General features: G+C 44.5%; 15 protein-coding genes. 12 read left to right on the top strand and 3 right to left on the bottom strand.

Annotated elements, in window-relative coordinates:
* Nucleotides 1–257: 257 nt before the first annotated feature.
* From AC58QG_RS10430 to AC58QG_RS10410, 5 genes are all read left to right on the top strand, one after another.
* Nucleotides 258–4,352, top strand: coding sequence for an InlB B-repeat-containing protein (locus tag AC58QG_RS10430; RefSeq protein WP_497361981.1), 4,095 nt, complete (start codon nt 258–260; stop codon nt 4,350–4,352).
* Nucleotides 4,353–4,527: 175 nt separating this feature from the next.
* Complete coding sequence (locus AC58QG_RS10425) at nt 4,528–5,808, top strand: Gfo/Idh/MocA family protein (RefSeq protein WP_497361980.1); 1,281 nt, start codon at nt 4,528–4,530, stop codon at nt 5,806–5,808.
* Nucleotides 5,809–5,850: 42 nt separating this feature from the next.
* A complete protein-coding gene (locus AC58QG_RS10420; protein ID WP_497361979.1) occupies nt 5,851–6,609 on the top strand; it encodes an SDR family NAD(P)-dependent oxidoreductase in 759 nt (252 codons plus the stop codon).
* A gap of 14 nt (nt 6,610–6,623) precedes the next feature.
* Nucleotides 6,624–7,568 carry an ROK family protein gene (locus tag AC58QG_RS10415; protein ID WP_497361978.1) on the top strand — a complete coding sequence of 315 codons (945 nt, stop codon included), beginning with the start codon at nt 6,624–6,626 and terminating at the stop codon, nt 7,566–7,568.
* A gap of 22 nt (nt 7,569–7,590) precedes the next feature.
* Nucleotides 7,591–8,322: a sugar isomerase domain-containing protein gene (locus AC58QG_RS10410; RefSeq protein WP_497361977.1), complete on the top strand. Its 732-nt coding sequence runs from the start codon at nt 7,591–7,593 to the stop codon at nt 8,320–8,322.
* Between the two features lie 26 nt (nt 8,323–8,348).
* Here AC58QG_RS10410 and AC58QG_RS10405 read toward each other — a convergent pair whose 3' ends face one another.
* Nucleotides 8,349–8,426, bottom strand: coding sequence for an AraC family transcriptional regulator (locus AC58QG_RS10405; protein WP_497362826.1), 78 nt, complete (start codon nt 8,424–8,426; stop codon nt 8,349–8,351).
* A 272-nt stretch (nt 8,427–8,698) separates the two neighbouring features.
* On the opposite strand from AC58QG_RS10405, the gene AC58QG_RS10400 reads away from it, so the two are divergent.
* The 6 genes from AC58QG_RS10400 to AC58QG_RS10375 all read left to right on the top strand — a co-directional run bounded on the left by AC58QG_RS10400 (nt 8,699) and on the right by AC58QG_RS10375 (nt 14,617).
* Nucleotides 8,699–9,607, top strand: a complete 909-nt coding sequence (locus AC58QG_RS10400) for an aldo/keto reductase (protein WP_497361976.1) — start codon at nt 8,699–8,701, stop codon at nt 9,605–9,607.
* Between the two features lie 15 nt (nt 9,608–9,622).
* Nucleotides 9,623–10,735: a glycoside hydrolase family 88 protein gene (locus tag AC58QG_RS10395; protein WP_497361975.1), complete on the top strand. Its 1,113-nt coding sequence runs from the start codon at nt 9,623–9,625 to the stop codon at nt 10,733–10,735.
* 12 nt (nt 10,736–10,747) lie between these two features.
* Nucleotides 10,748–12,682, top strand: coding sequence for a DUF8034 domain-containing protein (locus tag AC58QG_RS10390; protein WP_497361974.1), 1,935 nt, complete (start codon nt 10,748–10,750; stop codon nt 12,680–12,682).
* 16 nt (nt 12,683–12,698) lie between these two features.
* A complete protein-coding gene (locus AC58QG_RS10385) occupies nt 12,699–13,574 on the top strand; it encodes an amidohydrolase family protein (RefSeq protein WP_497361973.1) in 876 nt (291 codons plus the stop codon).
* Between the two features lie 14 nt (nt 13,575–13,588).
* Nucleotides 13,589–14,251 (top strand): hypothetical protein, encoded by a 663-nt coding sequence (locus AC58QG_RS10380; RefSeq protein WP_497361972.1) that lies wholly within the window; start codon nt 13,589–13,591, stop codon nt 14,249–14,251.
* 126 nt (nt 14,252–14,377) lie between these two features.
* Nucleotides 14,378–14,617, top strand: coding sequence for an SGNH/GDSL hydrolase family protein (locus AC58QG_RS10375; protein WP_497361971.1), 240 nt, complete (start codon nt 14,378–14,380; stop codon nt 14,615–14,617).
* A gap of 67 nt (nt 14,618–14,684) precedes the next feature.
* On the opposite strand, the gene AC58QG_RS10370 is transcribed toward AC58QG_RS10375, so the two are convergent.
* Nucleotides 14,685–16,493, bottom strand: coding sequence for a sensor histidine kinase (locus AC58QG_RS10370; RefSeq protein WP_497361970.1), 1,809 nt, complete (start codon nt 16,491–16,493; stop codon nt 14,685–14,687).
* Complete coding sequence (locus AC58QG_RS10365; RefSeq protein ID WP_497361969.1) at nt 16,477–18,078, bottom strand: response regulator; 1,602 nt, start codon at nt 18,076–18,078, stop codon at nt 16,477–16,479. Before AC58QG_RS10365 ends, AC58QG_RS10370 begins: the two co-directional genes overlap by 17 nt.
* Nucleotides 18,079–18,320: 242 nt before the next feature.
* Here AC58QG_RS10365 and AC58QG_RS10360 point away from each other — a divergent pair, with 242 nt between their 5' ends.
* Nucleotides 18,321–19,301, top strand: coding sequence for an ABC transporter permease (locus AC58QG_RS10360; protein ID WP_497361968.1), 981 nt, complete (start codon nt 18,321–18,323; stop codon nt 19,299–19,301).
* Nucleotides 19,302–19,321 lie beyond the last annotated feature (20 nt).

Here is a 19,321-nt window from a genome sequence, read left to right as displayed (position 1 = left end):
AACGTTCGTAATTGGGGAACTTTTCATGTAATCCTACTTGTAGTGAATACATGAAAAGTCCCTTTACATTCAATGTTTCATCGCTTTTTATACAATAAGTGTTCAGTCTGCTGAGAGGGGGGATTTTTAGAAAATAGAAGATTATTCTCATTACACCTTGGAGTATCTGGTTTATCAATCCATCACCATCACCCAAGAACTTCGGAAAAAGTAATATAAAACTTCGAAAGTTAAAATGATAGGGAGTGTTTTGGACTATGCAAACCAAGTTAAGGCTTTTATCAATAATTCTAACCTTATGTTATTTCATAACAGTATCGCTTCCAACCTATGTTACGGCAGCGGTGGCACCAGGTACCCCTCCGGGAAATCTTGCATATCAAGCTACCGTAACGGGGTCTACTCATGACTCAACTGGTCAAAGCGCCGGTGTTTGGTGGGGAGGAGCTCCATTTTCACTCCAAAACATCACAAGCGGCACCTTAAATACCGATTTATGGGTTGCACCGGGTGCTAACAATTCACCACCTCCCGGCAATACTTCCGACGTATATCTGACCATCGATTTAGGAACTGCAAAAACAATGAATGTCATTAAAATTTGGAATTATTTTAGAAATCACCAAGCTGTAGGCTTAAGGACATATCATAATCAAATTGTTCAACTTTCGGCAGACGGCATCAATTGGGTTAACGTATTCAATCAGGATGGCAACGATGTCGCTCATCAGGATCCAACGGACTCGAACAAGACATTTGCAAACGGTACTCTTGTGAACGGTTCCATCACGGGAGTTTCGGCAGGAAATGATGCCGAATATCAGGAGGATACCAATGCCGGCGGTCATCTGATTAACTTTGCGCCGACAACTGCACGCTATATCAGATGGTGGAGTGGCGGTGAAACTGGCACAATCTCCAACAATAACATTCCCCAGATGGTTCAGCTACAAGCTTACTATATGAACACTGTTACCTATGATTATAATGACGGAGTTACCCCTTCATCTACTGTAAAAGTAAGCAACGGCACATTATTAACAAAGCCCAATGACCCTGTTTCCCAAACATCGGGTCAGGTGTTCGACGGATGGACAGTGGATGTTGCCGGCGGAACAGTGTGGGATTTCTCGCAACCTGCGACAGGCGACATGAAGCTTGTGGCTAATTGGAAAACCGTTCCGGTTTACACCGTTACATTTTCTTACAGCGAGAATGAGGAACCCATTACTGTGAATGTCACGAAAGGCAATACGGTAACCCCTCCTGGAGGTCTGACCAAAGATGGTATGATTTTGGCAGGATGGGAACTTAATGACGTGCCTTATGATTTTTCCATTCCGATTACAAATAATGCAACTATGGCAGCGATTTGGGTAACTGTGCCCACTCCAGATGCTTATGTAATTCCTGCAGGGTTGTTGAATATTGTGCTAAACAGCGCGGGTCAGATTACAAAACTGGTCAACACGCTTGACGGCACCGACTTTGTTACAACGGGTCCTGACAGCAAGTCGTCGTATCTGATGTCCCTGATTGTGAACTATACTCCGCAGTATCCAACAGCGGTACAATATACAAAAGAAAACGGGACTTTAAGCTTGGACTTTGCCTCTGTAAAGGGCAAGGCCACCGTACATATTGATGAAAAAGGCGGCTATACCAAATTTACACTGGAAGATTTGACATTACCGTCGGGATTTTCGGCGCAGGCTGTATTATGGGGTCCCATTAAGACTGGCATAACATCAGGTGGTCAGGTTGCAGGTGTTGCCTACAACAACAACTTTGGCATCGGTATTCATGACTTAAACAGTAAGACCGTCGGTGGTTGGCCGGTTGAATATAACAATTTAAGCTACCCATCGAATCTACCGAACATTAACGGATTCGCACATCCTCTCAATACTAGAGGTTTCAACAATGTCTCGGCCTCTTTCAGCACATGGGGCAGTGCGTTGCAGTCATACACATGGGATTATACGAAGCCAACCGAGCGAAAGGTTCAGTCATGGAACGCTGATTCACCAACGCGCACGATTCCTGTGCTTACTGGTGATTATGCAGGTGATGCGAGCATGATAGGCTCCTCTATTGCCTTGTACGGAACAAGGACTCCTAACATTTTAAACGTTTTATCCAACATAGAGGTCAATGAAGGCTTGCCGCACCCGACGATTAACGGCAAGTGGCAAAAGACCTCTCTGGAGACAGCGCAGGATTTCCTAGTGTTTACCGACAATATGTCCAATAATATTGTAAACGACTCCCAAATGGCTCGAGCCGCAGGTATTAATTACATCTACGGGCAATACGGTGCATCAGGTCCATGGGTTACAGATGGCGGATATCAGTTTAATGGCAACTTCGGCGGTTCTGATGCAGCGGCAAAACAGATGGTTGACACTGCTGCAAGCTACGGCATTAAGGTTGGCGTTCATACCTTATCGAACCAGATTTCCCCTAGTGACGCGACATATATCAGGCCCCTTGCTAATGCTGGACTTGCAAGCGCGGGCATTGGGCATCTGACAAGACCAATGTCGGCTACTGACACTATCGTATATATCGATAACGGCAAGGATTTCTCACCGGCAGCTGTCAACGCAGCAGGTTCAAACAGCGTTCTTATCGACAATGAAATGATTACTTTTGGCGCCTGCACGCAAGTAAGTGATAACGAATGGCAATTGACAGGCGTTACGCGCGGTTATCGTTCTACTATGGTAAGTGCTCATGATATTGGAGATGATGCTAATCTGCTTTGGTACTATTATGTAGGATATCTTGCGGATATGGCATTGAATACGCAGATGACCGGCCGTATGGCAGACATATTTAATACCGTAGGTGTCCATGCCATGTCTTATGATGCCTTAGAGGCAACCAAAATGACAACTTACGGTCCTCTTAATTTCAGCAAATTTCCTATCGCAGTTTATAATCGTATTCATGCTGGAAACAAAGATGGATTCATAACAGAGCATAGTGATATGGGCTCAAATTTATGGAATGTGGCGTCCAGAATCAGCTGGGGAGAATCCAATACAAATGTCAACCAAATTAACAATTATTTAGAGTTCTACGGTCAAAACTTTTTCCCTGAAATGCTTGGCTGGACATACCAAAGCGGAGGTCATGGAGCTGGTACCGAGCCTACCCTACTTATGAACCTTGCTATGAAGGGCGGTTGGAATGCTGGAACTGGTTGGTATGTTGATAAAAACACATTTGTAAATAAACCTTACATGGCAAATGATATCAAGCTTTGGAACAATGCGATAAATCATGGCGCGTTTGTTGTAGGCGGCCAATTCACGTCTGCGGTGCAGGCAGAGATGAGAAAAGCATGGTCTAACGGAAAGATCTGGAGGCTGACTGAGGTTGTACCGGATAAGCAATGGACCATGCAACAGGTTACCAAAGACACTAACTTTACACCAATCGGAAGCCCCATAACCCTGAATGCAACAAACAATATTAATGTTGTGCAACCTGCAAACGGTTATATCGCGACCAACACAAGTCTCAATTACTCAAGAGCGCACAGCAGTGACACTGTAACAGTTTACACCCAGGCAAATTCAGGCTTTCAGCTTGATGAAAATACTTTGAAAGTTACAGGTGCGGATAACACCGTATATTCGGTATCCGCAAATGGTGACGGCACTTACACATTCCATATGCCGTCACAGGACATCACCATAACGGCACAATTTAACAGGGCTGATACCGCTCCACCAGTTACCTCTGCAACAGTAACAGGAATTACTGGAGCAGACGATTGGTATACGTCGGACGTATCAGTTTCGCTCCAGGCATCGGATGACAAATCTAACGTAGCTTCGACCGAGTATGCGCTTACTGTTGTGCAAAGTACTTACGGTACGCAACCGACAAACGGTTTCGTTCCATATACCTCGCCGATTGTACTTGGCAACGGAATTTATGAAGTGAAATATCGCTCGACGGATCAAGCGGGGAATATAGAAGACGTCAAATCCATTCGCGTTAAGACTGATAATACAGCACCAGTGTTTAGCGTCCACCTAGATAAAACGTCAATTTGGCCGGCAAATCATAAAATGGTTACGATCAACGCCACACTGAATTCTAGCGATGCTGCCTCGGGCGTTGAATCCGTGGTGTTATCGTCCATTACGAGCAATCAACCGAGTAGCGATCCAAGCGACATTCAGGCCAATTTCGGTACAGACGCTACTTCCTTTAGCTTACGGGCGGAGAAGTCGCGCATCTATACCATCACGTACACGGCAACTGATAAAGCGGGCAACAAAACTGTTACTTCCCTAACCGTCACAGTGCCGCATGATCAATCCGGTAAAAATTAAGAGGTAGCTCAATTGAATGCGGTAATTATAGCATGGACTAAGTAAAAAAAAATATTTAAGCAAGTGGCCATGAAAAGCAAAAATGCTTTTTATGGCCTCTCTTTTGAGCAAGCAAAAATTGGAAGATTTATGTCAGCTTAATACAGTTGATTTATCTTAAAGGAGAGAATATCTGATGGCAACGATAACTGCGGTATTAATTGGAGCGGGACAAAGAGGCGCCGATGCATACGCTTCTTATGCACTCGACTATCCGAATGAAGTGAAATTTATAGCGATCGCGGAGATTGACCCTATAAGAAGGAAACGTTTTCAACAGGCTCACAATATCGATGATGCCAACGTATTCGAAAGCTGGGAGCGGCTGCTTGAAGGGCCGAAACTAGCTGATGCCGTTTTAATTTGCACCCAGGACCAAATGCATTTTGAGCCGTCGATTCGAGCTTTGGAGAAAGGGTATCATGTGTTACTCGAGAAGCCGATGTCACCAAGCCCAATTGAATGTGTTCAAATGGGGGAATACGCCGAAACATATAAACGAGTATTTTCCATCTGCCATGTGCTTAGGTATACCGAGTTCTATAAGAAGTTAAAGCAGTTGCTCGTTGATGGAGCGATAGGCAGACTTATTTCCATCCAACATACGGAAAATGTGGAGCACCGCCATCAAGCGCACAGTTTTGTAAGAGGAAACTGGCGAAACTCCGAAACTTCCAGTCCTATGATTTTAGCTAAGAGCTGTCATGATATGGATATTTTGTCATGGCTAGTGGATGCCGATTGCACAAAGGTGTCGTCATTTGGCTCGTTGACGCATTTTCGCGGCGAAAGCGCGCCGGAAGGTGCGCCTATGTACTGTTTGGATGGTTGCCCAGTACAGAACGAATGTCCTTATTATGCTCCTAAAATGTACTTGGAAAGAGAGGACTGGGTAGGTTCTGTGCTGCGAAAAGTTGTCAGTAATGATGACAGTACAGAAGGAGTCCTTCAAGCTTTGAAAAATGGGCCTTACGGCAGATGTGTATATCACTGCGATAACAATGTGGTCGATCATCAGGTTGTCAATCTGGAGTTCGCGAACGAGGTTACCGTCGCCTTTACGATGTGCGCCTTCACCAAAGAAGGAGGCAGATCGATGAAGCTGATGGGAACACGAGGTCAGATCAGAGCCGATATGGAGAAAAACGTCATCGAAGTAAGCAATTTTATTACAGGTGGGACCGAAATAATTGAGATAGACGCTCCCGTGGAAGGACATGGCGGTGGCGACCACGGCATCATGAGAGACTTCATTCGACTAGTGAGCCAAGATGGGAATGAAGTTGGACTTACAGGCGCGCGGACTTCTGTGCAGAGTCATTTGATGGCGTTTGCCGCCGAGAAGTCGCGCTTGGAGAGTAAGGTTATTCGCATCGGCGATTATTTCAAGGAGTTAAAAGAAAGCATTCATAATTAAAGTCAGGAGTGTATATCAATCTACCTATAAGAGGTGATTTGTGTGAAAGATCTGAAAGGGAAAGTAGCACTCGTAACCGGATCAACGAGCGGCATCGGCAAAGCAGCGGTGATTGAATTGGCATCCCATGGTGCCAAAGTGACTGTTCATGGGATGAACGAAGAACGCGGAAAACAAGTGTTGGATGAGATCCACTCGCGTGGAGGCGATGCCATTTTTGTACAGATGGATTTGTCTTCTCCGGAAGCACCAAGGCAGATAATTGAACAAACGACGCAGCACTGGGGGGCATTGGACATTCTTGTCAACAATGCGGCACTCATCTGCAACAAACCGATGGAAAAAATCGAACACGCAGACTGGGATTCGCTGTTTGCGGTGAATGTGAAGACACCGTTTTTTCTTGTTCAGGAAGCGCTCCCATGGCTTAAAGGAAGCAGCAGCGGCGTCGTTATCAATGTCAGCTCGATCAACCGGCTTGTGAATAGCCGTAATAATTTGGTTTACGACGCGATGAAAGCTGCTTTAAACCATATGACTCGCGGCCTTTCGCTCGATTTGCGCGAGTCAGGCATTCGGGTGAATGCGGTTATGCCAGGTGGCACAGCAACGCCGCTGTTAAACAAATGGTTCGATATGACGAACCACTCGCTGGAAGAAGCGGAATATCTATTAAAGACTGCGCCCAACATTACTACCCCGGAACAAATCGCGCATGTGATCGTCTTTTTGGCCAGCAGCCAATCGGCTTGGATCAATGGAGCGGAAATTCCGTTGGACGGCGGTTATTTCATCGGTTGAAAGAAGGCGGACGTATGATGTTTTCCAAAAAGAGCCTGGCAGTCGGTGTCGATATCGGTGGAACCCATATCAAGATGGGATTAATTAATAAGCAGGGAGATGTCATTGACCAATATTCCGTGAATTTGCACCGAGACGAAAAGAGGATAGCAAATATAACATTAATTACCCAAGAAGTTGAGAGGTTTATTGAAAGACTGAATGTCAGGAATCAACTTGCGGGCGTAGGTGTCTCATGTCCGGGTATTCTGGATACAAACTTCGGTATCGTAAAATTTGCAGTTAATCTGGGCTGGAGCGATATTCCGCTGGTCGAGATCATGCAGCATCAGCTGAAACTACCTGTTAAGCTGGAATGCGATGCAACGGCAGGCGCAATAGGTGAATGGCGATATGGTGCGGGAATCAATCGATCCTCTTTTCTATATATTTGTTTAGGTACCGGAGTTGGCGCAAGTTTAGTGGTTGATAAGCATATCTATCATGGGGATTGTGGACCTGCTATCAATATTGGACATACAAGCGTTATTCCAGACGGTAAACCTTGTATATGCGGAAATAGAGGCTGCCTGGAGACCTACGTTTCGGCTACTGCGATTTTCGATCGAGTTCGGATAGAACTTGGATCAGTAAATTCAATCTTGTCAACGTGGGTACAGTCGCGAACCTTGAACTCCTTGCTTGTTTATGAAGCTGCTCTGGAAGGTGATCATTATGCCAGGGAAGTATTTCGGGATGCAGGGGAACTTCTCGGTGTAAGCTTGGTCAATTGTCTACATCTATTCGGTGTCGGGACTATCATTATCGGCGGCGGGTTCAGTCAGGCTGGGGATTTGCTGTTGGAATCTACAAGAAACACAGTGAGAGAACGGTTCCTAAGTAACGATGTAAATATTTTGCAATCCTCTCTCCCGACAGCCGCGGGCATCTTAGGGGCAGCGGCGCACATTTTTCAATAACTAGGATAGAAGGTGAATGTGTATGCTGCTCGATCAGTACATCAGAAACATTCAAGAACAAATCTCCAACATTCAAACGACACAAAAAAATGCCCTAATTGAAGTTTCATCCAAGATTGCGGATTCGATAGAAAAGGGTGGCATTATGCACGTTTTTGGAAGCGGCCACTCTCATATGATTGCTGAAGAAGTGTTTCATCGCGCTGGCGGACTTGCATGCGTGAATGCGATGCTTGAGCCATCGTTGATGGAAATTAATGTAGGACGGGCTTCGCTGTTGGAGAGGTTGCCTGGCTATGCGGAAGTTTTGCTAACTGGTTATGATTTGCGACCGGGTGAAGTGATTGTGATCGTCTCCAATTCCGGCATTAACGCCGTTCCGATCGAGGTTGCGCTGGAGAGCAAAAAGCGGGGCTTGTTCATCGTTGTGCTAACCAATATGGATCATTCCTTGAAGACGGCTTCTCGTCATCCGAGCGGGAAAAAGCTGTACGAAGCAGGCGATATCGTCTTGGATACTTGTGGGGTACACGGTGATGCCACCTTGTCTTATGACGACAGCTTGCATAAAATAGGGCCGACTTCAACGATTGGCGGCATTGTCATGATTCAAGCTTTAACGGTGGCGGTAGTAGATGAATTGACGCAGAGAGGAACGGTTCCTCCGGTTTTGGTTAGTGCCAATCGGGACGGAGGAGACGGACATAACAGAGAATTAATTGATCGATATAAGCAACGGGTTAGGTATTTATAAGGATAACTAAGATTCAGCGCTTTTTCCTATTGCAGGGGTGTCACGCCATTAAGTTTCTTGAAAGCTTGGCAGAAATAAGAGGAATTGTGCATTCCCACCTCAATGCTGATCTGCTCCTAGTGTATCACGCCTTTTTCAAATATGACAAGATAACAACAATTTCATGCAAGTCAGTACAACTTTGAACGAATCGGATTTTATATAGTGAGGTCATAGAAAGTGTAGTAAAAGTTTAAATACGTCACTTTAATTGCTTTTAGTAACCATGTCTTCTCGTGTAACACAAATTATCCTACTTATCTTTAAATTGACACCCTATGCATGTTTAACCCAGTTCCGTAGTATTAAAATATCAGAAAATTGTGAAGGAGTGATCATGATGGAGTATACCACTTTTGGCAAAACAGGAATGCGAGTTTCGAAGCTAGGGCTTGGGGGCGCTCCGCTTGGCGGGGATTACGGTCCGGTAACAGACGAACAAGTAACAGAAGTGATTGATCGAGCCTTGGAACTCGGGATCAACTTTATCGATACAGCACCGTTATATGGTAGAGGTGAAAGCGAACGGCGGATTGGGTTGGCACTCAAAGGAAAAAGGGACCAAGTAGTCCTTGCTACCAAAGCTGTTATGCGCGGTGTGCCGTATACGTATGAAAATACGATTCTTTCCGTAGAAGAAAGTCTTAAGCGTCTTGGCACAGATTATGTGGATCTCATTCAAATGCACGAGCTTTCAGAACTGAACTCGGAGATGGGGATGAATGAAACCATTCCTGCCTTTCTTAAACTCAAGGAACAAGGGAAGGTGCGAGCAATTGGAGTCAATGCTTTCAATCCGTCGCTGTTGCTACCATTTATTCGAACTGGGAAGATTGATTCAATCCAAACGTTCTGCCGCTATATGCTCATCGACTATTCAGCAATGGATGAGCTTTTACCGACTGCAAAGGAATATGGTGTATCCGTTATTAACGGAAGCGTCCTTGGCATGGGGCTTCTTGCTGAAGCACCAGCACCATTTATGAAGCAAGATTCTCCGATGTTTGAAAAAGCGCAGCGTCGTATACAACAAGTAGCATTCCTGCGGAAGACCGAGCCTAAGGGATTAATCGAGCCTGCTATGCGATTCAGTCTTTCAAGTCCGCATATTACTGTAACGCTAACGGGAACGACTTCGATGCGCTCACTGGCACTCAATGCCAGCTATTGTGATGGGGTTGGCTTACCGCAACATGAGTTGGATCGGCTGCTCTCTTTATTTCCAGGTCAGCCATTATCTTGGTAAAGGGGTTAATGAAGGATGACGAACGCACCATGGCTTGACGAAATATGGCATAAAATCATCGGTAAAGTAGATCGTATGAACGTGTCTATCGGCGCTGATTTCCCTTATATTTCTTATAATGGGGAGTACAATCGTGAAGATGCGGATTGGTGGACGAATGGGTTTTGGCCAGGCTTACTCTGGCTGGTTTATCGAGAGTCAAAGGAAGATCAGTTCAAAGATACAGCAGATCAGATTGAAGCCTTAATGGACCCCGTACTGGCAGACTTTTATCCGCTGCACCATGATGTAGGGTTTATGTGGAGTCTTTCCTCCGTCGCACAGTACAAGCTGCTTGGCAGTGAACAGTCGAAGAGACGTGCAATGACAGCAGCCAGCCATCTGGTCGGGCGTTTCAATGTGAAAGGGCAGTTCATTCGGGCATGGAATCAACCGGAGCGTACTGGTTGGGCGATTATTGACTGCATGATGAACCTGCCGCTGCTCTATTGGGCAAGTGAAGAGACGGGGGACCCGCGTTTCCGTCATGTAGCTCGTCTTCATGCGGATACAACAATGCGTGAATTTCTTCGTCCTGACGGGTCTACACACCATATTGTGTGTTTCGATCCCGAAACGGGTGAAAGACAAGAAGCGCTCGGCGGGCAAGGATATGCACCAGATTCAGCTTGGTCACGTGGCACGGCGTGGGCCTTATACGGTATGGCACTTAGCGCTCGTTATACGGGTGAACAACGTTATCTAGATGCAGCCAAACGCGCAGCGCATTTCTTCCTAGCGAATGTACCAGAGGATGGGTTACCGCCATGGGATTTCCGAGCGCCATGGGAAGTAGACATGGCGATGGACTCTAGTGCCGCAGCTTGTGCAGCCAGCGGGATGTTGGAATTGAGTTTATTAGTACCTAAGAGTGAGTCTGAGCTGTATCGCAAAGCAGCAGAGAAGTTGATTTTTAAACTAAATGAACGCTGTGCCACTTGGGATGATTTGAATGAGGAAGCCATTCTTCGCATGGGCACGGCCAATCGCCCTAAGAAAACCCATGTCAATGTACCGATGATCTACGGTGATTTTTTCTTTGCAGAAGCGGTCTGCAAGCTGCGCGGCGTACACGACACATTCTGGTAGGAGGAAAGATCCATGTCACAGAAGAATAGCTCCAATGCCACTACGGGGACGATACATGCGCGTGATGCGTGGACCCCACCAACTTGGGCACTCATGGAACGGAAATTAATCGATACCTTAAATGAGGCAGCGGTTGAATATGTAAGACGCTATACGCGGGAGGACGGAACCATTGTTTGGCGAGAAGATTGGCCAGGGATGGACGGATCCGATGATCCATATGAAGCGTTTATGAATTTATCTTTGCTGTACACGCTAGGCGGGAACGAAGAAATTTTGCGGTTATCCCGTCTAATGTGGGATGTCATTACGTGGCAATGGACGGAATATGGTCAAATTCATAATGAATTCGACGCTTATTACGATTGGATGCATCATGGCGAAGGCTATTTATATTTTTATTTCCTAGGCTTATCTGACCCGCATCTTCTGAAGAATCGTCAGAGAGCGGTTAAGTTTGCCGAGCTCTATATGGGCAGAAACCCTGAAGCCCCTAACTTTGATGCGGAGCGTAAGCTAATGCGTTCGCCAATTACGGGCAGTAAGGGACCACGGTTCGAGATGACAGAAGAAGACTGGGTCACGCACCGCGGTGTACTCGACAATTATTTAGCTCCATTCGAGGATATTCCAGGTGTGGACTTCGCAAGCGGGAAGTGCAAGTGGTCAGATGATGACATTTACCGCCAGATTATTAGCCGTATGAATGAACGTAAAGCGAAAGGTGACGTCCCGCTTAATTTGAACTCAACTGGACTCATGACCAACGCCTTTATGTATACAGGTGATGAATCCTATCGCCAGTGGGTCTTGGATTATTTGGCAGCGTGGGAAGAGCGCACAGTGCGTAACGGTGGGTTGATTCCGGACAACGTCGGACTAAGCGATACGATTGGTGAGTACAATGATGGCAAATGGTGGGGCGGGTACTACGGCTACCGTTGGCCGCATGGTTTCATGTCCATTATCGAGCCTCTAACCAATGCCGGGATGAATGCTGTGCTTTTGACTGGTGACCGCAGTAAATTAGATTTGGCACGTTCGCAATTGGATCTTAACTGGGAACTAGGTAAGGAAATCAATGGGAAATGGCATGTTCCGAATAAGCACTTTGATTCTGGGTGGACGGACTACCGTATCCAAGTGCCAACCTATCCGATTTATTTATGGACGATTTCGATGGCGGAGGAAGACGCAGCACGTGTAGACCGGATTCCCTACGAGGATCATTTCCGCAATATTGATATGCCTACCATTTCGGGGAGAAATCCAATAACACGTAAGGAAACGAAACATTATATTGCTAACACAGTGCCTTGGTATTTATATATGAGAGGGCAATTTCCAGATTATCCTGAGCAGATATTAAAGCAAAATCTAGAGCTGATCTCCATTCAGTTAGAAAAGCTTCGTTCACCTGATGGCGATCCAACAAGCTGGGACTGGGATCATCCTTACAGCATTCATCAATGGCAGGAATATTCGCCGGTTTACTTTGAAGGGTTGCTTCAAATGATGCTTGGCGCTCCGATGCACATCTCTCATGGTGGCTTGCAGCATGCCAGAGTACGTTATTTCGATGCCAAACAGAAACGTTGTGGTCTACCTGAGGATATCGGTGCTTTGGTTGAAGCGCTAGGCGACGAGTTTGTCACGCTAACATTAGTGAACTTATCTTCATTCGAGGAACGTGAAGTGATTGTCCAAGCAGGCAGCTTCGGAGAGCACCAGTTCACCTATATGGAGAGCTATAATCAAAGCAGTGATAAAGTGGACGAGGGTGCCATTGACGGGAAATGGATGCCAGTCTGCCTGGCTCCAGGAGCTGGCATCCAATTGAAGCTGCACATGAAACGTTACGTGAATCAGCCTACTTATGCAACACCGTGGAGTTCTGAAGAAGCCAATGCTACGGAGAAGCTGATCCGTGGTCGTAACCAAGAATAAGGAGTGTTTGTCTACCATGTCATCTAAAAGCAAGGCATCTACCGGTAACGATGTCTACCTCGATACTCATGTCCATTTCTGGCAGTTAGAGCGTGGGGATTATCATTGGCTTAAGCCGAGCAATCCAACGCTCTACCAGAATTACTTGCCAGCGGATCTAGCTAATGCTGTCGACGCTGCTGACCATGCTGATGCCTTGCGAGGATTCATCGCAGTACAGGCTGCACCTACAATAGCAGAAACGGAATTTCTGCTTGAGCTGGCAGGCGAGAATGAGGAAATTCTGGGTGTCGTAGGATGGCTCGATCCACTTGCTGACAACTTTGTCTCTGAATATATTCGGTTACGGAAGCATCCGCTATTTGTGGGGATTCGACTAGACCGAACTATGTTTGAACCCGGCAAAGATCAGGTGTCAGAACGTTTGCTAGCGCATCTACGCGTCTTGGAAGAGGATGGTTTTCCGATCGACCTTTTAATCGCTCCAGAACAGATGCCGACCGTGCTTAAATACCTCAATAGCGTGCCAAAGCTAAAGGCTGTTATTAATCATTTAGGCGGTCCGCCTATTCGCACTGGTGAAATAGAGAGCTGGTCAGCTAATATCACGGCGTTGTCCGCGTTCGCTCATGTGTATTGCAAATGGTCAGGTATGATTACGCCTGCAGACGGTATGCACCCAGAGCGAGTGGCGCCTTATGTACGTCACACGGCAGAACAATTCGGTCCTGAGCGTATCCTGTTTGGCAGCGACTGGCCGGTAGCTTTAATGGCAGGTACGTATGAAGAGGTTGTACAATTATTCGAACAGCTGCTGCCGGATCATTGGAGCGACCAAGAGCGTGCGAATGTGCGAATGCACAATGCGAAGGCTTTTTATTTGGGCATGTAGGAGAGTGAAGCGGCATGCAAAGAGTATTGTTCTATTCACAGACACGTAGAGGTACGGCTAACCAGTTCAAGCAAATCGTGAAGGAAGATGCAGCTGCACTGCGTGATAAGTGGGGGGCTGCAGGTCTAGAGCAAGTAGCTGTGTTCGCTTGCGAATTATATGTTTGCGTCTACGCTGAGGCAGTAAGCAGTCACAGCGCTTCACTTTGGGATTGGCCCGTTTCTTTTGAACGCTATCTGGAGAAGTGGCCAAAAGAGCCCGAAATAAATGTTAGTACGAATGAGACACTGCATCGATTGACAATTCCTATGATCGACGTGTTTCATGATGGTTTACCGGACGAAGCTTGGCGAGGCAGTCAATCGATTGATGAGCGAGTAGGTTCGATAGCGCGATTAAAACCAGAGATGGTGCCGAGCTATGTCTATTACCATTACCAGAAGCAAGAAGAGTCCCCGAACAGTTTTAATCAGACGTATATGATTGGTATGCATAACAGGCTGATATTCTCCTATCATGAGTTACCTAGCAGGATTAGTCCGATCACACGTCAAGGCTTGCTGACCACGAAGCAATCTCCGACGAATTGGCATGAGGTGATGTATCCTCATTTTGACCTATGGGAAGAAGCGATAGAGGGGCAGCAGATTTGGCGTAAAATGGAGCGATTGATGTAAAAAAGCCGGTTAGAAGTTAAGCGACTCCTAACCGGCTGTTCTTATAAAAAGTTATCGAAGACTCTATCGAAAAGAAGGAAACTAAAATGAACGACATACCGATATTTAGAGCGCCGATTTCCAGAGGTGGCGTCCAAGTTCATCAACGCAGCCATTGGTGGAACCACGTCAACCTATGGGGCGTTTCGCTCGAAGGAGCATGTGTTTGATCATGCTGCTACCGACCTTCTTTTTGTCGAGTTTGCTGTTAATGATGCAGGTAACCGAACCGAGTCTATCCGGGCGATGGAAGGCATCGCTCGTCAAGCTAAGCGAATGAATCCGCATATAGATATTTATCAAGCGTTGCGGATGTTCCTCTCCTAGGGGTGTGGAATTAAAAACAGCCGGTTTGGAGTCAATCGACTCTGAACCGGCTGTTCGAACGTAAAGCTTACATGATGTCTTGGCTGTCATTTTTTTCAGGAAACACGATAAACACGGCTAATCCTCTGTGTAGATTTGGCGTAACGAACACCCCGTAAGCATCACCGAACAGTAATTTAATCCGTTGATTTAAGTTTTTAAGACCAATATGCTTTTCTTCTAAATTAACACCACTAGCCAGTTTTTGCTGAAGACTATTGAGTTGATCTTCCGGCATTCCTTTCCCATTATCGGAAACGGTGATGACAATCCCGTCCGACGTGCGCAGTCCTGTAATAATAATCTGTCCTGGCAGACGTGTAGGAATAATACCGTGCTGAAACGCATTTTCCAATAGCGGTTGAATGGAAATCTTCAAAATTTGGCAAGAAAGTAGAGTTTTCTGGACCTGCCAGATAACGTCAAATTTATTCGGATATCTGGCTTGCATAATGTCAACATACTGCTTAGCATGCTGGATTTCATCGCGAATATCGGTCAATGGATGGTCGGTATCCAGACTACGACGTAAGAGATCCGAAAGTGCTGTTACCATAGTGGAAACTTGGTTGTGACCTTTGGTCAAATCGATGGCTAGGTATTTAATCGTTTCCAAGGTGTTGTATAAGAAGTGCGGTGTCGTTTGGTTTTGCAAGGCAATCGTCTGAGCCTTTCGTAAGGAATGCATACGGAGCTGAAGCTCTTGTTCGAGACCCTTTTTCGCATCTAAGGTTCGAAAGATCGAACTGGTGATGGTTCGTACTTCGTTCCATTTACTTTTCTCGCTGGAGTCCATGAGAGGCTCAAACTTTTCCTGATCATCAATCATCGACATGATCTGGTTCACAGGTGAGAATGTTTTAATGGAGATTAATAAGGAAACAACCAAGACGATGATACCGCCGATGACAAAAAACACATACAAAAAGGTGCGCAGGCCTTTCATTTTTTGTTCGTAATTTTTGAGAGGTAACAACGAGATATAAGTTAAATTTTTATATTCAGTAGGTAGCACAGAAACAATATATTTCTGTTTGTGAATGGTTTTTATCACGGTGTTTGGGACTTTGACATTAGTAATGATATCCGCATTTTTCAGTAGATCGATATCAAAGATATTGGACATAAATTCATTGCGATTATTGCTGTAAACTACAAGATCTCCACTCAAGATGTACGTGTTTTCAAACTGCTCGCCTGTTTGAAATAAATAATTACGTAGTTCTTCGATATCAATATTCGCGGTAACAGCCCCAATTCTAGTCTCATACGAATAGGCAGGCAGAGTAAAGGAAATGAAGTATGGATAAATATCGTTCCGTTTACGTAGATCCAAATAAGAGCGGTTGCTGTCCATTTTCTGATAGACGGATTTATACCAGGTTTTATCATCAAAATCGGCTAAAGTAGAGTCAAATCGATTGGAAAGCATGTACGAATTTCTCTCCGAATACACGTACAGGGAATCCATGTATTTGATGGAACGTGTAAACATCGAAATCTTATCATGGATCGTCTTCATTTTTGAATTGAGATTAGTATTGTCCGCAGGAGATAGCATGAAGGAGTTGACATCATCCTGATAAGTCAATTCCAGCGAAACACGCTCCATTTGTTTGAAAATGGTCTCGATACTGTCCTTTACGCGGTACAGTGCATTCATGTTCACACCGCTTATTTCCGTCTCAATCGCTTTATTCATTTGTACATACGTAACGACGCTTAAACCAGTGAAAGGAACAATAACTAGGATGAAAATCAAAATTAAACTCTTGATAAAGAGACTTTGAAACTTATACATTCGGACAGCTTGAAGTAGATTACGGTTTGTTTTCATTAACAGCACCTTCTGAACGCAAGCTTTGCCCACGAACATAATCCTTAGGACTGACACCCGTTGTTTGTTTGAACAGGCGAGCAAAGTATTTGCTATTGAGATACCCAACTTTTTCGGTAATTTCATGAATTTTATATTGACGAGATTCCAGTAGTTCAATTGCTTTTTGAATGCGTAATTGTGTTAAATAGTCGATATAATTGATGCCTAAGGCTAGCTTGAAAATCCGACTAAAGTAAATATGATTTAAGAAAACGTGATTAGCCACTTCTTCGAGCGACAAATCCCTATGAAAATTCTGCAGGATATACTTCTGCGCTGCTTCGACGATCAACTTGGCATTCGTTTCTTTCGGATTCACATTAAGCACCATGAGATCACGGATGAACTGCTTGGCCCATTTGCGTATGCTCTCCAGATCGCCTATTTCAATCACAATATGGTAATTATGAGCAGTCTCGTGAGGTATTTTGCCAACTAACCCCCGATCTGCATAATAGCGAAACACCATAGCGAACAGATCCATAATCAAACGATGAACAAACGAGATTGGCAAATCTCGAAATTCGTCTAATAAGCGGTCAAGCAAACTCATGGTTTCCTCCGCTTGGCTGTCTGTAATATTCGCCATGAATAACTTGTATTTCTCCGTCAGAATCTCATACTCGATCGGCTCAAGTCGATCTTTACCTTGTGTTTGTGAATAAACCAATTTCAAAGGAACACTAAATTGTGCGAATTCAATCAGATCATGGAATGTGGCCGTCACACGATAACGAATCTCGATGTCAAAATTGTTGCGAATACGAGCAATAATTTCATTCAGTTCTACTTCGAGTTCTTTTCCAAGATCATCTTGGCTTGTTATTTTGTTCGGAAAGGCAATTAACTGCAGCCCATGATAATCGTTGAAAACTGCTTTATATAAGAAGTTCGAATTCTCAGCAAGAAAAATACTCTTTAAGGAATAGGTTAGTTTTTCTCTTTTCATGGCCAGTTTTTCTGGTTCACATAGCTCTAATTCGATTAAAGCACAGGGGCAATTGGCAGGATCGAGGGCAAGGGATAATAATTGAATTCTTTTATGAAGCTCATTCGGATTCCGTAAAGCTCCCATGACTAAATCCGTATAAAATTGCTCCTTTAAAAGAGGAAGAAGCTCATCAAAGCGAACAGACTGCTGTTGTTGCTGGATATGAGTGCTCTTCTGATGATCGAGCTTTTGCTTCAGGCTCTGAAAAACCACCATAATTTCATCGTACTTCGTCGGCTTTAGCAAATAATTCTCCACATTATAAGCAATGGCTTGTTGCGCATATTCGAAATCCTTGTATCCGCTGATGATAATGACATGAGTCTGCGGGTAGTTCTCATAAATATGCTTAGCTAACTGGATACCGTTAATCTCTGCCATTCGAATATCGGATAACACAATGTCAACTTCATGGGTTTTTAAATATTCAATTGTTTCTTTACCATCCTCGAAATCAGCCGCGATCTGAAACCCAAGTGATTCCCAGTCTAGGAAATATCTCAAGCCTCTGCGTACAATTTCTTCGTCATCAACTAGAACAAGCTTGTACATAGTACGCCATCCTCTCGCTGTATTCATTCCTTAAAGCACACCTCATTATAGCTCAAAGGCAGCTCGATATTGGAGTGTTTCAATGTATATTCACTGGATTGGTTGAAATAAGTAACCTTACTTGCTTTAAGTAACTTCATCCTTGCGATTTGCGCAACTTCGAATCCGTTTCTTTAATTTGGCTCCCTATTCAATTATACCCCTATTTCGTAGAATTAAATTAAGCAAAGGGGGAGCGCAAAATGAGAGAGACAGTCATACAAAACCTATCGGATGATACAAAAAGCAAGGTAATCGCTAAGCCACTAAAAAGTAATTCATTTAAAAGACTAGTTAGAGAGAATATAGCCTTATTTGTTCTAACATTGCCAGCGATTCTATATTACCTGATTTTCCACTATACACCGATGTTCGGAATCATACTTGCCTTTAAAGATTATAAGTATAGCGAAGGTATATTTGGGAGCTCATGGATTGGGTTCAAAAATTTTGAATATTTCTTCACATCGATGGATGCATGGCGAATTACAAGAAATACAGTTAGTTATGCAGGTGTATTTATCATCTTGGGTAATATGGCGGCGGTTACTGTTGCACTCTTGCTGTTCGAGGTTCGTGGGAAATTGGCTTTGAAATTCTATCAAACATCCATGATTATGCCGAAATTTTTATCTTGGGTTTTAGTCGGATATATGACGTACGCGTTATTTAATCCTACATTGGGTTATTTCAACCAATTGATCCAATTCTTAGGATTTGAGTCCATTGACGTCTACTCTAATTCCAAGTATTGGCCTTATATTATCGTGACTGTGGAAGTTTGGAAAACGGTTGGATTAAGCTCCATTATTTATTACGCGGCCTTGATGAGTGTTGATCCAGAATTGTTTGAAGCTGCCAAAATTGACGGGGCTGGGCGAATGAGACAAATATTCGCAATTTCGCTTCCTTCACTTGCGCCTGTATTAACGATTATCATCATTCTGGCGATTGGTAATCTGTTCAGAGGAGATTTCGGATTGTTCTACCAAATTCCAAGGGATATCGGCGTGTTGTATCCAACAACAGATGTTATTGACACTTATGTGTACCGTGGATTGCGTGCAGGGGACTTCGGCATTTCAGCTGCTGTAGGATTGTTCCAGGCTGTAGTCGGACTTATTCTAATCGTTATTAGTAATACGATTGTTAAGAAAATAAATCCTGATAATTCTTTGTTCTAATTTGTTAATAAAAGTGTAAG

Source organism: Paenibacillus sp. J22P169 (assembly GCF_059691995.1).
This window is presented reverse-complemented; position numbering and strand designations above follow the sequence as displayed.

What these genes read in the sequence shown, in the direction of transcription:
- AC58QG_RS10430 (WP_497361981.1), top strand. Translation starts at nt 258, where the DNA reads ATGCAAACCAAGTTAAGGCTTTTATCAATAATTCTAACCTTATGTTAT.
- AC58QG_RS10425 (WP_497361980.1), top strand. Translation starts at nt 4,528, where the DNA reads ATGGCAACGATAACTGCGGTATTAATTGGAGCGGGACAAAGAGGCGCC.
- AC58QG_RS10415 (WP_497361978.1), top strand. Translation starts at nt 6,624, where the DNA reads ATGATGTTTTCCAAAAAGAGCCTGGCAGTCGGTGTCGATATCGGTGGA.
- AC58QG_RS10410 (WP_497361977.1), top strand. Translation starts at nt 7,591, where the DNA reads ATGCTGCTCGATCAGTACATCAGAAACATTCAAGAACAAATCTCCAAC.
- AC58QG_RS10400 (WP_497361976.1), top strand. Translation starts at nt 8,699, where the DNA reads ATGATGGAGTATACCACTTTTGGCAAAACAGGAATGCGAGTTTCGAAG.
- AC58QG_RS10395 (WP_497361975.1), top strand. Translation starts at nt 9,623, where the DNA reads ATGACGAACGCACCATGGCTTGACGAAATATGGCATAAAATCATCGGT.
- AC58QG_RS10390 (WP_497361974.1), top strand. Translation starts at nt 10,748, where the DNA reads ATGTCACAGAAGAATAGCTCCAATGCCACTACGGGGACGATACATGCG.
- AC58QG_RS10385 (WP_497361973.1), top strand. Translation starts at nt 12,699, where the DNA reads ATGTCATCTAAAAGCAAGGCATCTACCGGTAACGATGTCTACCTCGAT.
- AC58QG_RS10380 (WP_497361972.1), top strand. Translation starts at nt 13,589, where the DNA reads ATGCAAAGAGTATTGTTCTATTCACAGACACGTAGAGGTACGGCTAAC.
- AC58QG_RS10370 (WP_497361970.1), bottom strand. Translation starts at nt 16,493, where the DNA reads ATGAAAACAAACCGTAATCTACTTCAAGCTGTCCGAATGTATAAGTTT.
- AC58QG_RS10365 (WP_497361969.1), bottom strand. Translation starts at nt 18,078, where the DNA reads ATGTACAAGCTTGTTCTAGTTGATGACGAAGAAATTGTACGCAGAGGC.
- AC58QG_RS10360 (WP_497361968.1), top strand. Translation starts at nt 18,321, where the DNA reads ATGAGAGAGACAGTCATACAAAACCTATCGGATGATACAAAAAGCAAG.